We start from the raw sequence: 12,658 nt of genomic DNA, 5'->3' as shown, positions 1-12,658 counted from the left end.
AGCCGCCCGGCGCGATCCGGTGACGAGGGAGCCCCCGTGACGCAGAGCGACGACGACCGCGGGCCCGTGCAGCCCGACTTCTCGAAGGAGCAGGAGGGCTACCGTCCCGGGCTCAAGCCCCGGCAGCTGCAGATGATCGCCATCGGCGGCGCGATCGGCACCGGCCTCTTCCTCGGCGCGGGCGGCCGACTCGCCACCGCCGGTCCCTCGCTCGTCGTCGTGTACGCGGTCTGCGGTGTCTTCGCCTACCTGATCCTCCGCGCGCTCGGCGAGCTGGTCCTGCACCGGCCGAGCTCGGGCTCCTTCATCTCCTACGCCCGCGAGTTCCTGGGCGAGAAGGCCGCCTTCGTCGCCGGATGGATGTACTTCCTGAACTGGGCGATGACCGCGATCGCCGACGTCACCGCGGTGGCCCTCTACGTGAAGTACTGGTCGCTCTTCTCCTCCGTGCCCCAGTGGCTCCTCGCACTCATCGCCCTGGTCGTCGTGCTCTCGCTCAATCTCGTCTCGGTCAAGGTCTTCGGGGAGCTGGAGTTCTGGTTCGCGCTCATCAAGGTCACGGCGCTGGTGGTCTTCCTGGTGATCGGCGTCGTCGTGCTCGCCGCGGGCTGGCCGCTGCAGTCCGGCGGCGTCGCCGTGGACCCCGGGATCAGCCTCTGGAACGACAACGGCGGCATCCTGCCCGGCGGCCTGGTCGCCAGCGTCCTGGTCGTCCAGGGCGTGGTGTTCGCCTACTCCGGAGTCGAGCTTGTCGGCACGGCGGCGGGCGAGACCGCGGAGCCGGCGAAGGTCATCCCGCGCGCCATCAACTCGGTCATCCTGCGCATCGCCGTCTTCTACGTCGGCTCGGTGCTGCTGCTGACGCTGCTGCTGCCCTACACGGCCTACTCGAAGGGCGAGAGCCCGTTCGTCACGTTCTTCAGCTCGCTGGGCGACGGCTCCTCGGGCGAGATCGCCGGATCGATCATGAACTTCGTCGTGCTGACGGCCGCGCTCTCCAGCATCAACGCCGGGCTCTACTCGACCGGCCGCATCCTCCGCTCCATGGCGCTCAACGGCTCCGCCCCCGCCTTCACCGGCCGGATGAACAAGCAGGGCGTCCCCTACGGCGGCATCCTGCTCACGGCGAGCATCACCCTGATCGGGATCGTGCTGAACCTCTTCGTGCCGTCCGAGGCCTTCGAGATCGTCCTCAACGTCTCGGCGCTGGGCATCGTCACGGGCTGGGGCATGATCGTCCTCTGCCAGATGCAGCTGCAGCGCTGGGCGGCCCAGGGGCGCCTGGAGCGCCCGTCCTTCCGGATGCCCGGCGCCCCGGTGACCTCGTGGCTCACCCTGGCGTTCCTGGTGATCGTGGTGGTCCTCATCGCCGTCGACTTCCCGACCGGCACCTGGACCGTGGGGATCGTCGCGGTGGTCGGCGTGCCCGCCCTGATCGTGGGCTGGCACGTCGCGAAGCCGCGCATCCTGGCGATCGCGTCCGCCCGTGACGGCTTCACCGGCGCCCACCCCGTGATCGCCGCCCGTCCGGCCTCCGAGGCCAAGCGCGACGGGAACGAGCGGCGCCGCGAGTAGGGCGGGTCAGCGCCGGCGGAGGTAGCGCAGGAGCAGCGTGTCGCCGGCGCTGAGCACGTGCGCCAGGTGCTGCGGGCGCGGTCCGGGGACGTCGCCGCGGGCGAGCCTCCCGGAGTCCCCCGCCTCGAGCGTCGGAGCGACGGTCAGGCAGAGCTCGTCGACGGCGTCCGCGGCGAGGAGGGTCCCGAGCAGCGACGGACCGCCCTCGCAGTGGATCCTGCCGAGCCCCCGCTCCGCGAGCTGCGCCCGCATCCGCGTCGCGTCGAGCTCTGCGTCGCCGCAGACGAGCACGTCGGCGACCTCGGCGAGCTCCGCGCGGCGGCGGGCCGGCGAGGAGCCGGTGGTCACGACGATCGGGCGCACCGGCGCCTCGGTGAAGATCCGCGAGGCGGGATCGAGGTCGAGCGACCCCGAGACGATCGCGAAGACGGGCTGCGGGGCGAGCCCGGTGCCGAGCCGGGCTCGCACGGACTCGTCGCTCAGCACCATCGGACCGTAGCCCTCGGTCCGCACCGTGCCGGCCGCGACGAGCACGACGTCGGCGAGCCGGCGGAGCAGGTCGAACACGCGCAGGTCCGCCGCGCCCCCGAGATCGCCCGAGACGCCGTCGCGGGTGACCGCTCCGTCGACGCTCGCGACGAAGTTGACCCGGAGCCACTGCTCGCCCGCCCCGTCCGCGTAGAGGGCCAGCAGAGCCTCCTCGGACAGGTCCTGCCCGGCCGGCGACAGGCCGTCGATGCGGGCGCTCACGCCGCCGGCTCCACGTTGTGGCGGAGGAAGACGGGCGCTCGCCAGCCCAGCACCGCCTCCGTCATCCGCACGGCGTCCACCGCCTGGCGCACGTCGTGCATGCGCACGATCCGCGCACCGTTCAGGATGCAGATCACCGCGGCGGCGAGGGAGCCCTCGAGGCGCTCCCCCTGCGGCCGGTCCAGCGCCTCGCCGATGAAGTCCTTGTTGGACACCGCGGCGAGCACCGGGAAGCCGAGCGCGGCCACCTCGCCCAGCCGGCGGGTGAGCTCGAGCGTGTGCAGGGTGTTCTTGTTCAGGTCGTGACCCGGATCGACGATGATCCTCCCGGCAGGCACTCCACCCGAGAGCGCGCGATCGACGCGGCTCCGCAAGTGGTCGACCACGGTCGCCACGACGTCGTCGTACTCGGGTCTCTCCGGCTCGCTGCGGGGAGCGCCCACGCTGTGGGTGATGACGAGCTGGGCGGAGGAGGAGGCGACGACCTCGAGCATCCGGGGGTCGTGCAGCCCGCTCGTGTCGTTGACGACGGAGGCGCCCGCGGCGATGCTCGCGCGCGCCACCTCGGCGCTCGTCGTGTCCACCGAGACGACCACGTCGCTCCGCTCCGCGATGCCCGCCACGACGGGGACCACCCGGTCGAGCTCCTCCTGGAGCGTGACGGCGGGGCCGCGGCCGAACGGCACTCCGCCGATGTCGACCCAGTCGGCGCCGAGCTCCGCGGCGCGCACGGCGGCCGCGATGGCGCTGTCCAGGGCGAAGGTGGAGCCCTTGTCGTAGAAGGAGTCGGGCGTGCGGTTCACGACCGCCATCACGGCCACCTGCCGCTCGAAGTCGAACTCTCGTCCGCCGATGTGCCGCGTGGTCATGGGCGCGTCCCTCCCGCTCGGAGCGCCGGGAGAAGGCCGGCGCCGCTCACCCTAGACGAGCGGAGTCGGCGGAGGCTGGAGCGGGCCGCCCTCGAGCAGCGCCTGGAAGAGGACGTGGTCCTGCCACTCCCCGGCGATCCGCAGGTAGCGCCGCGCGACGCCGATCCGCTCGAAGCCGTTGCGCTGCAGCACGGTCTGCGATCCGACGTTGTGGAGGAGCGTCCCGGCCTGCACGCGGTGCAGCCCCAGATCCTCACGCGCGGTGCGCAGGACGGCTCCGACCGCGCGGGTCATCACGCCGCGGCCCTGCAGACCGCTGTCGAGCCAGTAGCCGAGATCGCCGCTGTCGAAGGCGCCGCGGACGATGTTCGCGAGAGTCAGCCGACCGACGATCACGCCGCCCGCGTCGAGGACGAGCGGGAGGACGCTGCCGGCCCGGTGCGCGGCGAGCGCGTCCGCGACGGCGTCGGTCTGGCCCCCCGCCTCGAAGAAGCGGGTCGAGCGCGTCGGCTCCCAGGGCGCGAGGTGCCGGCGGTTGCGCCGGTACGCGGCGGCGAGGGCCGGTCCGTCGTCCCGCGAGACGAGCCGCAGGAGGGTGCCCTGGTCGTCGACGGGGATCGGGGCGGGCATCCTGCGAGGGTAGCGCCGGAGCCGGGAACGACAGAACCCCCGGCCAGGGGCCGGGGGTTCTCGTGGTGGGCGATACTGGGATCGAACCAGTGACCTCTTCCGTGTCAGGGAAGCGCGCTACCGCTGCGCCAATCGCCCGTTGCTCCGCGCGGAGCGCCTCGTTCGGTGAACGATCGAGGTGGATACGGGATTCGAACCCGTGTATACGGCTTTGCAGGCCGCTGCCTCGCCTCTCGGCCAATCCACCGTGTACGGGATTCGGTGTCGGCGGCCCGAGGGCCGACCAGGTGGGAGGCACCCGAGGGTGCCGTCCCGATGACGCCGGTCCGAGGACCGGTGTTCGAGCGGATGACGAGATTCGAACTCGCGACCCTCACCTTGGCAAGGTGATGCGCTACCGCTGCGCCACATCCGCATGTAGGTCGTACTGGTGTTGCCGTCTTGCGTGTCGTGCTGTCTTGCTGTCTGTCCGGCGCTTTCGCTGCCCGGCTCGACCTAGAAGAATGTATACGACAGCGGCGCCGGAATCCAAATCGAGCGGACGCCGATCCCGCCGCTCGGAGTCCGATCCGCGTCTTTCCGCGCGAAACCGGCTCGTCGCCGTCCGTTCACCCGGGCGTGGCGGGCGTCGGCGGTGCATCCGGGCCCCGCGGATCCGCTACGATCGTCTCTCGGGTCGTCCAGCACGTCCCCCTGGGCGATTGGCGCAGTTGGTAGCGCGCTTCCTTCACACGGAAGAGGTCATCGGTTCGAGTCCGGTATCGCCCACCCTCACCCCCGGTCCGTGCTCACGCACTCGGCCGGGGGTTCTCTCGTCCCGCCGCGGTCGTCCTCCGGCCTCGCAGCGCCCAGTCGAAGGAGCCGACCCGCGATGATGGGCCGCTCGCACGCCGTCTCCGGTGCGCTCGCCTGGGCCGTCGCCGCCTCCGTGCCCGCCGTCGCCGGGCCCCTCGGCCTCGCGGGTCTCCCGCTCGACCTCCGACTGGTCGGCCTCGGAGTCGCCGCCGGCTGGGCCCTGGTGCCCGACGCGGACCACGCGAGCGCGACCGTCTCCCGCTCGGCGCCGGCCGCCTCCCTGCTCACCGCGACCGCGGGCCGGATCAGCGGAGGGCACCGGCACGGGATGCACTCGCTGCTCGCGGTCGCCGTCGTCTGGTACCTGGTGCCGGTGCTCACGGCGCTGCGCTTCCCGGTGCCGGTCGTCGGTCCCGTCGCCGTGGCCGCCGTGCTCACGCTGCCCGCCCTCGCCTTCGCCGCGAAGGCCGTCCGGGCCGCCCCCTCCTGGCGCATCGCCTGGGCCGGGGCGACGGTCGTCACGGTCCTGCTCGTCGCGCTCGCCGACGGCACCTGGGCGTGGCTCCGGGTCGCCGCGACGCTGGGCTACCTCGTGCACGTGGCCGGCGACGCCCTCACGACCGGCGGGATCAACTGGCTGTGGCCGCTGCGCGTGCGCCTGCCGCGGCGCCTGCGCCGGACACCGCTGCGCCACGTCTGGACCACCGGAGGCTACGCCGCGCTGCCCGTCCTGGGCTCCTCCGGGTCCTGGCGCGAGACGGTCCTCTACTGGCTCATGTCCGCGGCGACGATCGTGCTCACCGCCTCGATGATCACGGCCGAGCTGCGGTAGCCCGGGGCGCCCTCCTCAGAAGACCTTCCCCGGGTTCATGATCCCCAGCGGGTCGAACACGGCCTTGATCCCGCGCTGGAGCGCCAGCGAGTCCTCGCCCAGTTCCTCCGCCAGCCAGCGCTGCTTGAGCAGTCCCACGCCGTGCTCGCCCGTGAGCGTGCCGCCGAGGGCCAGGGCCGTGCGGAAGAGCTCCGCGGCGGCGTCCCAGACGTCCTCCCCCACGGGTCCGTCCCCCGCGGGCAGCACGAAGTTCGGGTGGAGGTTCCCGTCCCCCGCGTGGGCGACGGTGGGGATGCTGAGCCCCGTCCGCTCCTCGATGCCGCGGATCGCCGCGAACATCGCCGGCAGCGCGGAGCGGGGCACGCAGACGTCCTCGATCAGCACGCGGCCCTCCGCCTCGAGCGCCGGGTGGAAGGCCCGGCGGACGGCCAGCAGAGCCTCGCCCTCGGCCGGGTCCTCGGTCGCCTCGGCGGCGCCCCCGGAGGCGGTCACGATCTCGAGGACGCGCTGCGACTCCTCCGCCGCTCCTCCGCCGTCCGTCTGGACGAGGAGGTAGGCGGCACCGCGGTCCAGCATCGCTCCGGTGTAGCGCGAGATCGCGGCGAGCGCCGCCTCGTCCATCAGCTCCATCACCGCGGGACGGAGCCGCGCGGCGGTGATCGCAGCGGAGGCGGCGGCCGCGGCGACGACGCTCGGGAAGTACGCGCCGACCGTGACCACGCGCCCGGTCGGGATCGGGCGGAGCTTCACGGTGGCCTCCACGATGACGCCCAGCGTCCCCTCGGAGCCGGTCAGGAGCGCGGTGAGGTCGTACCCGGTGACTCCCTTCACGCTGCGGCGGCCGGTGCGGAGCAGGCGTCCGTCGGGGAGGACGACCGTCAACCCGAGCACCGCCTCGCGGGTCACGCCGTACTTGGCGCACAGCAGCCCCCCGGCGTTCGTCGCGATGTTGCCGCCGATGCTCGAGATCGCGCGGCTCGCGGGGTCGGGCGAGAAGACGAGGCCGTGCGGAGCGACGGCGTCCGACAGCGCCTGGTTGATGACCCCGGGCTCGACCACCGCCAGCTCGTCCTCGAGCGACACCTCGAGGATGCGGTCCATGGCGGCGGTCGAGAGGACGAGCGCTCCCTCGCTCGCCACTCCCCCGGCAGCGAGGCCCGTTCCCGCTCCGCGCGGCACGACCGGGAGCCGGTGCTCCGTCGCTATGCGCAGCGCCGCCTGCACGTCCTCGACCGAGCGGGCAGCGACGAGCGCGAGCGCGCGACCCGGTGCGGAGAAGCCCGACTTGTCGGTGTGCACGGCCTCGAACCCGGGGCCCTCGGTCAGGACCGCGTCGCCGAGCGCGTCGCGCAGCTGTCGGAGGATCTCGTGGTCGTGCATGGTTCACTCCGTGCGGTCGCGGGCGGGTCCTGCCGATCCTTCCACGGGCGCGGGGCAGGATGGCGGGATGACCGGAGTGACGCGATGGCCGCGGTGACGAGCGCGGGGATCCTGCTGCACCGCGAGGGCCCCTCCGGCACCGAGGTGTTCCTCGGGCGGATGGGCGGCCCCTTCTGGACCCGGCGCCCCCGCGCGTGGACGATCCCGAAGGGCGTGCACACGGGCGACGAGACGCCGTTGGACGCCGCGCGCCGCGAGTTCGAGGAGGAGACCGGCGCTCCTCCGCCCGTCGGGGAGCTGACCCTCCTCGGCGCGTTCCGGCAGAGCGCGGCCAAGACCGTCACGGTCTTCGCCGGGCGCGGACACGCGGACACCGCCTTCGTCGCGAGCAACACCTTCGAGCTGGAGTGGCCGCGGGGCTCCGGCGTGCTGCGCAGCTTCCCCGAGCTGGAGGACGCCCGGTGGCACCCGCTCGACGAGGCCCGCTCGCTGGTGGTGGCCGGGCAGGTCGCCGCCCTCGACGCGCTGGCCGAACTGCTGGCGGATCCGGACGGCGGGGACCGGGCCGGCACCGCCCCCTAGTCCGCGGTCGCGTAGACCCGCAGGCCCAGCGGCACGATCCGCACCACGGCCTCGTCGAATCCGTCGCGGGAGCCGTCGAAGCGCTCGGTCTCGCCGTCGTGCGCCCACTCGGGGTCGTCCCCCGCGGGTCGGCGCGCGCCGACGGTGATCTCCGGCGTCGAGAACGACTCCACCACCGGTGCCCGCCAGCCGGGCACACGGCCGACCACCGGGGTCGCCGTACGGCCGAGCAGGAGCGAGAACGCTCCCCGGGTGCGAGGAGTCCGTCCTGAGTGCAGGATGCGCACGTCGAGGTGGCCGTCGTCGAGCCGACGCCGGGCGAGCGGGGCGGCCGTGCGCGGGTGCTCCTGGTTCACCCCGACGAAGTACGACCAGACGAGCTGCGTGCGCCCGTCGCGCCGGAGCTCGAACGGATCGGTGCGCCGCACGACCGAGAGGGCCGCGATCACGGCGGCGAGCGGCTTCCCGATCCGCTTCTCGCGCTTCTCGCGGGCCGCGACGAACTCCGGGTAGACGCCGATCGAGACCGTGTTGAGCACCGTGACCGGGTCTCCCCCGTCCGCGACGACCTCGGCCACGTCGACGTCGCGGCGCTCGCCGATCGTCGCCGCGTCGAGCGCGTCCTGGACGGTGAGCAGCCCCAGCGCCTTCGCGAAGTGGTTCATGGTCCCGCCCGGCAGCACGAGCAGCGTCATCCCCTCGGCGCGGGCGAGAGCGGCACCGACCGACATGGTCCCGTCCCCGCCGTAGATCCCGAGCACCCGGGGCGGAGAGTCCCCCGAGCGCGCCTCGCGCACCACGTCGGCGAGGTCCTCTCCCTCGGTCAGCCGGTGCACGCGCGCCTTCGGGAACCGGGCTCGGACCAGCGGCTCGGGATCGGGGCGGTGCGAGTCCCGGCCCGCGCCGGGGTTGAGGACCACGAGGAGGGCGGCGCCGTCCCCCAGCGGGCTGCGGTCGACGGGGGGACGGGTCGCGCGCTCCGAGACGGGCACGTGGCGCGGCTCGGCCGGCAGGACGGCTCGGCCGACGACCGCGACCGCCGCGCCGAGCGCCGCGCCGCCGAGGACGTCCGAGAGCCAGTGGACGCCGACGTGCAGGCGGGAGAAGGCCACGGCGGCGGCGAGCGGGGCGACCGCCGCCCCCACTCGGGGCGACTCGAGCGCGACCCCGGCGGCGAAGGCGGCGGCGCTCGCCGCGTGCCCCGAGGGGAAGGACGCCGACGTCGGCACCGTCGCCAGGCGCCGGCCGACCGGGACGTCGACGAGGAGCGGCCGGTCGCCGCCGAACACGCGCTTGCCGACCAGGTTCGCGAGCGCGCTGGCCGCGGCGAGCGAGGCGGTCCCCCGCAGAGCGTCGCGGGGACGGCCCGCCAGGAGCAGCAGGACGCCGACGCCGGCCCAGAGGACTCCGTGGTCCGCGGCCCGGGAGAGCCCCACGAGCGCCCCGTCGACGACGGGCGACGGGCGACGGGCGTTCAGCCGCCGGGCCGCACGAGCGTCCGCCCGGCGCACGACGCGCGGGACGGTGACGAGTCGGCGGAGCAGGACGGACGGGGGTCGGGTTCCGCGGAGGGCCATGCGCTCAGCGTAGGAGGAGGCGCCTCCGCGGTCCCTGGACCGGTCGACGGCGCGCTACACCTCGCCGAAGCCCGACTCGACCAGATCGCCGAGCCGGCCGACCGCCTCCTGGGCCTGCGGCCCCGACGCCGAGAGGACGACCTCGTCCCCGCGGTCGAGCCCCAGCGACATCACGCCGAGCAGGCTGGTGGCGTCCTTGCCGTTCGCGTCGATCCGGGCGTCGAAGGTGGCGGCGAGCGTCACGAAGTCGGCCGCGGGACGGGCGTGCAGGCCGTTCGGGTTGATGAGGCGGACGCGGCGCTGCACGCGCTCGTCACCGGGCGGAGCCTCCTCGGCGGGAGCCGCGAGCGCCTCGCCCCGGGCCGACTCCGCGGCGGCGAGCACCTCGTCCAGCGACGCCCCCGTGCCCGCGGCGACGGCGGCCGCGACCGCCCCCTCCACCAGCGGGGCGTCGGCGATCCGGACCCGGGCGCGCGCGTCGTCGTCGAGGAACTCGACCGCGGTCTCCGCCGTCATGATCGCCGAGCCGAGGTCGCAGAGGACGACGACCCCCTCGCCGGAGTCCGCTTCCGCCAGGGCCGCCGTGATGCGGTCGAAGCTGGTGCCGATGCCGCCGTCGTCCGTCCCGCCCGCGGCGACCAGCGCAACCGAGGCCGCCATCTGCTCCGCGAGCTCGACCAGCCCCTCCGCCAGCTGCGCGCTGTGCGAGACCAGGACCAGCCCGACGCTCACGCCGCCGCCTCGGCTGCTGCGCGGAGCAGGAGAACGGTCGACACGCTGCCGGGATCACGGTGCCCGATGGCGCGCTCGCCGAGGTAGCTGGCGCGTCCCTTGCGGGCGACCAGCGGGTCCGTCGACTCCGCTCCCCTCTGCGCCGCCTCCGCCGCCGCGGCGAGGACGCCGGCTGGAGCCGCTCCCTCCTCGGCGGCGGCCGCGGCCGCGTCGACCGCCGGCGTCCACGCGTCCACCATCGTCTTGTCGCCCACCTCGGCCTTGCCGCGGAGCACGATGCCGTCCCTCGCCGCGGCCAGGAGCGCTGCGACGTCCGCGCCCTCGAGCGCGTCCTCGCCCGCGACCGCGGCGGAGGCCTTCAGGAACGCCGTGCCGAACAGCGGGCCCGAGGCGCCGCCGACGGTGGAGATGAGCGTCGTCGCGACCAGCTTGAGCACGTCCGCCGGGAGCCCCTGCTCCGGCGCCGCGTCCAGCTTCGCGACCACGGCCTGGAAGCCGCGGTCCATGTTCTCGCCGTGGTCCCCGTCGCCGATCGCCCGGTCGAGCGTGATCAGCTCGACCCGGTGCTCCGCGATCGACTCGGCGGCGCGGCGGATCCACGCCGTCGCCCACGCCGCGTCGAGCCCGGCTCCCTGTGCGTCCTGCATGGTCGTCTCCTCCTCGTGCGCCGCTCCTGCGGCTGTCGTTCCGGTCATGGTCTGCGCGCGGGCGCTCAGCGTCCCCACCGCAGCGCCGCGGTCTGCACCGGGGAGTCCCACAGCTCGGTCAGGGCGTCGTCGAGCTTGAGGACGGTGAGCGAGAAGCCCTGCATCTCGAGCGACGTCGTGTAGTTGCCGACGAGGCTGCGCGCGACGGAGATCCCCTTCTCGGCCAGCGCCTCGGCTGCGCGGCGGTAGGCGAGGTACAGCTCGATCTGCGGCGTGCCGCCCATGCCGTTCACCAGGAGCAGCACCTCGTCCCCGGAGGAGAACGGCAGGTCATCCAGGATCGGGCCGAGGATCCGGTCGACGATGCGGTCGGCCGGCTCCAGCGCGATCTTCTCCCGGCCGGGCTCGCCGTGGATGCCGATGCCGATCTCGATCTCGTCCTCGCCCAGCTCGAAGCTCGGCTCGCCCGCGTGCGGGACGATGCACGGCGTGAGGGCGACGCCCATCGAGCGCACGTTGGCGATCACCGTCTCGGCGATCGTCGCGACCTCGTCGAGGGAGTCGCCCCGCTCGGCCGCGGCGCCCGCGATCCGCTCGACCAGCACGGTGCCGGCCACGCCGCGGCGGCCGGCGGTGTAGAGCGAGTCCTTCACCGCGACGTCGTCGTCGACGATCACGCTGCGCACCTCGATCCCCTCGGCGCCGGCGAGGTCGGCCGCGGTCTCGAAGTTCAGGACGTCGCCCGTGTAGTTCTTCACGATGTGCAGCACACCCGCGCCGCCGTCGACGGCCTGCGTGGCCGCGACGATCGGGTCGGGCGTGGGCGAGGTGAAGACGGGACCGGGGACGGCTGCGTCCAGCATCCCGAATCCGACGAAGCCCGCGTGCAGCGGCTCGTGCCCGCTGCCGCCTCCGCTGACGATGCCCACCTTGCCCGAGCGGGGCGCGTCGGCCCGCACCACGAACAGGGGATCCGACACCACCCGGACCAGGTCGGCGTGCGCCAGGCCGAAGCCGGCCACCGACTCCGTGACGACGTTCTTCGGGTCGTTGATGAGCTTCTTCATCGAGGTCTCCTCCAGGATCGGGCCACCACTCGGGCGTCCCGTGACCTGCGGGCGATCCGGCGCGTGGTGGATCGCCGCCCGCACCGTCGCGGACAGCATCCCCACGTTACGCCCTGCGCTCGCGCCTACGGCAGCGGGACGACGGCGCGCTGCGTCTCGCGGACCCACTCCTCGAGCTTGGCCGTGGCGGCCCCGGAGTCGACGGCCTCCGCCGCGCGGTCCATCGACGTCCGCAGGCGCTCCAGGACGGGCGTGCGCACCAGGTCCGGGTCGCGCGCCAGGTCGAACGCCGCGAGGCCCGCGGCCGCGTTCAGAAGGACGATGTCGCGGACGGGGCCGCCGTCTCCCGCGAGCACCGAGCGCACCACGCTCGCGTTGTAGGCGGCGTCGCGGCCGCGCAGCTCGTCGATCCGCGCGCGGGGCAGGCCCAGGTCGCGCGGGTCGAGGTCGTGCTCGACCACGGAGCCGCGCGACACCTCCCAGATGTGGCTGTGACCCGTGGTGGTGAGCTCGTCGAGGCCGTCGTCCCCGCGGAACACCAGAGCCGTCGCCCCGCGCGTCCGGAACACTCCGACGACCAGCGGCACCCGGTCGAGGTGCGCCACTCCGACCGCCGACGCCTCGGGACGCGCCGGATTGCAGAGCGGGCCGAGGAAGTTGAACACCGTCGGCACGCCCAGCTCGGCGCGCACCGGACCGGCGTGCCGGAAGCCGGGGTGGAAGAGGGACGCGAAGACGAAGGCGATCCCCGTCCGCCGGAACACCTCGGCCACCCGCTCGGGGGAGAGGGAGAGGTCGACCCCGAGTGCCGCGAGCACGTCGGAGGAGCCGGAGGAGGAGGACGCGGCCTTGTTCCCGTGCTTCACGACGGGCGTGCCGGCCGCGGCCGCGATGATCGACGCGGTGGAGGAGATGTTGACGGTCCCGAAGCGGTCCCCGCCCGTCCCGACGATGTCCAGGGCCATCGGGTCCACGTCCAGCGGCACCGCATGGTCGAGGATCGCGTCGCGGAAGCCGACGATCTCGTCGACGGTCTCGCCCTTCGCCCGGAGGGCCACCAGCAGTCCGGCGAGCTGCGCCGGAGTCGCCGCGCCCTCCATCACCTGCTCCATGGCCCACGTCGCCTCGGAGACGCTCAGATCGGAGGACTCGAGGAGTGCGCTGAGAACGTGCGGCCAGGACAGGGTTTCCGACATGGCTCCCAGATTATGCGACGAGGATC

General features: G+C 73.9%; 12 protein-coding genes and 4 tRNA genes. 4 read left to right on the top strand and 12 right to left on the bottom strand.

All coding sequences use genetic code 11. The features are described from left to right. The first annotated feature begins 36 nt into the window (after nt 1-36). Nucleotides 37-1,575, top strand: a complete 1,539-nt coding sequence (locus C5C50_RS08985) for an amino acid permease (protein ID WP_258067716.1) — start codon at nt 37-39, stop codon at nt 1,573-1,575. Between the two features lie 6 nt (nt 1,576-1,581). Here the strand turns inward: C5C50_RS08985 and C5C50_RS08980 are convergent, their stop codons facing one another. From C5C50_RS08980 to C5C50_RS08955, 6 genes are all read right to left on the bottom strand, one after another. Beyond that, nucleotides 1,582-2,325 carry a pyrimidine reductase family protein gene (locus tag C5C50_RS08980; RefSeq protein ID WP_104273291.1) on the bottom strand — a complete coding sequence of 248 codons (744 nt, stop codon included), beginning with the start codon at nt 2,323-2,325 and terminating at the stop codon, nt 1,582-1,584. Continuing rightward, on the bottom strand, nt 2,322-3,194 hold the full coding sequence (folP, locus tag C5C50_RS08975) for a dihydropteroate synthase (RefSeq protein WP_104267382.1): 873 nt from the start codon (nt 3,192-3,194) through the stop codon (nt 2,322-2,324). The genes C5C50_RS08980 and folP overlap by 4 nt, the downstream gene beginning before the upstream one ends. A 51-nt stretch (nt 3,195-3,245) precedes the next feature. Next, the gene (locus C5C50_RS08970; RefSeq protein WP_104225349.1) at nt 3,246-3,824 is read right to left on the bottom strand and encodes a GNAT family N-acetyltransferase; all 579 of its coding nucleotides are present in this window, start codon (nt 3,822-3,824) and stop codon (nt 3,246-3,248) included. 63 nt (nt 3,825-3,887) lie between these two features. After that, nucleotides 3,888-3,962: transfer RNA gene (locus C5C50_RS08965), tRNA-Val, on the bottom strand. Between the two features lie 38 nt (nt 3,963-4,000). Further along, a tRNA-Cys gene (locus C5C50_RS08960) sits at nt 4,001-4,071 on the bottom strand. 96 nt (nt 4,072-4,167) lie between these two features. Continuing rightward, nucleotides 4,168-4,239: transfer RNA gene (locus C5C50_RS08955), tRNA-Gly, on the bottom strand. A gap of 280 nt (nt 4,240-4,519) precedes the next feature. Between C5C50_RS08955 and C5C50_RS08950 the strand changes: the two genes are divergently transcribed. Together C5C50_RS08950 and C5C50_RS08945 are read left to right on the top strand one after the other, a co-directional pair. Then, nucleotides 4,520-4,592, top strand: a tRNA-Val gene (locus C5C50_RS08950). A 103-nt stretch (nt 4,593-4,695) separates the two neighbouring features. Continuing rightward, nucleotides 4,696-5,451 (top strand): metal-dependent hydrolase, encoded by a 756-nt coding sequence (locus tag C5C50_RS08945; RefSeq protein ID WP_104261617.1) that lies wholly within the window; start codon nt 4,696-4,698, stop codon nt 5,449-5,451. 15 nt (nt 5,452-5,466) lie between these two features. Here the strand turns inward: C5C50_RS08945 and C5C50_RS08940 are convergent, their stop codons facing one another. After that, nucleotides 5,467-6,831 carry an FAD-binding oxidoreductase gene (locus tag C5C50_RS08940; RefSeq protein WP_104225351.1) on the bottom strand — a complete coding sequence of 455 codons (1,365 nt, stop codon included), beginning with the start codon at nt 6,829-6,831 and terminating at the stop codon, nt 5,467-5,469. An 84-nt stretch (nt 6,832-6,915) separates the two neighbouring features. Between C5C50_RS08940 and C5C50_RS08935 the strand changes: the two genes are divergently transcribed. Beyond that, nucleotides 6,916-7,413 (top strand): NUDIX domain-containing protein, encoded by a 498-nt coding sequence (locus C5C50_RS08935; RefSeq protein WP_104246759.1) that lies wholly within the window; start codon nt 6,916-6,918, stop codon nt 7,411-7,413. Here C5C50_RS08935 and C5C50_RS08930 read toward each other — a convergent pair. The 5 genes from C5C50_RS08930 to trpD form a co-directional block, all read right to left on the bottom strand. Next, nucleotides 7,410-8,990: a bifunctional phosphatase PAP2/diacylglycerol kinase family protein gene (locus C5C50_RS08930; RefSeq protein WP_104273290.1), complete on the bottom strand. Its 1,581-nt coding sequence runs from the start codon at nt 8,988-8,990 to the stop codon at nt 7,410-7,412. The genes C5C50_RS08935 and C5C50_RS08930 overlap by 4 nt on opposite strands. A gap of 54 nt (nt 8,991-9,044) precedes the next feature. Continuing rightward, nucleotides 9,045-9,722 (bottom strand): dihydroxyacetone kinase phosphoryl donor subunit DhaM, encoded by a 678-nt coding sequence (dhaM, locus tag C5C50_RS08925; protein ID WP_104256172.1) that lies wholly within the window; start codon nt 9,720-9,722, stop codon nt 9,045-9,047. Then, a complete protein-coding gene (dhaL, locus tag C5C50_RS08920) occupies nt 9,719-10,369 on the bottom strand; it encodes a dihydroxyacetone kinase subunit DhaL (RefSeq protein WP_104273297.1) in 651 nt (216 codons plus the stop codon). The genes dhaM and dhaL overlap by 4 nt, the downstream gene beginning before the upstream one ends. A gap of 65 nt (nt 10,370-10,434) precedes the next feature. Then, the gene (dhaK, locus tag C5C50_RS08915; protein WP_104273296.1) at nt 10,435-11,436 is read right to left on the bottom strand and encodes a dihydroxyacetone kinase subunit DhaK; all 1,002 of its coding nucleotides are present in this window, start codon (nt 11,434-11,436) and stop codon (nt 10,435-10,437) included. A gap of 125 nt (nt 11,437-11,561) precedes the next feature. After that, complete coding sequence (gene trpD / locus C5C50_RS08910; RefSeq protein ID WP_104225357.1) at nt 11,562-12,632, bottom strand: anthranilate phosphoribosyltransferase; 1,071 nt, start codon at nt 12,630-12,632, stop codon at nt 11,562-11,564. Between the last annotated feature and the right edge of the window lie 26 nt (nt 12,633-12,658).

This window comes from Rathayibacter sp. AY1D9 (assembly GCF_002932395.1).
GTDB lineage: Bacteria > Actinomycetota > Actinomycetes > Actinomycetales > Microbacteriaceae > Rathayibacter.
Note: the sequence above shows the minus strand (reverse complement) of the source record. Positions and strands in the feature narration are given on the sequence as shown.

Coding starts and splice junctions, on each gene's coding strand:
- folP (WP_104267382.1), bottom strand. CDS start 3,194: ATGACCACGCGGCACATCGGCGGACGAGAGTTCGACTTCGAGCGGCAG.
- C5C50_RS08970 (WP_104225349.1), bottom strand. CDS start 3,824: ATGCCCGCCCCGATCCCCGTCGACGACCAGGGCACCCTCCTGCGGCTC.
- C5C50_RS08945 (WP_104261617.1), top strand. CDS start 4,696: ATGATGGGCCGCTCGCACGCCGTCTCCGGTGCGCTCGCCTGGGCCGTC.
- C5C50_RS08940 (WP_104225351.1), bottom strand. CDS start 6,831: ATGCACGACCACGAGATCCTCCGACAGCTGCGCGACGCGCTCGGCGAC.
- C5C50_RS08935 (WP_104246759.1), top strand. CDS start 6,916: ATGGCCGCGGTGACGAGCGCGGGGATCCTGCTGCACCGCGAGGGCCCC.
- C5C50_RS08930 (WP_104273290.1), bottom strand. CDS start 8,990: ATGGCCCTCCGCGGAACCCGACCCCCGTCCGTCCTGCTCCGCCGACTC.
- dhaL (WP_104273297.1), bottom strand. CDS start 10,369: ATGCAGGACGCACAGGGAGCCGGGCTCGACGCGGCGTGGGCGACGGCG.
- dhaK (WP_104273296.1), bottom strand. CDS start 11,436: ATGAAGAAGCTCATCAACGACCCGAAGAACGTCGTCACGGAGTCGGTG.
- trpD (WP_104225357.1), bottom strand. CDS start 12,632: ATGTCGGAAACCCTGTCCTGGCCGCACGTTCTCAGCGCACTCCTCGAG.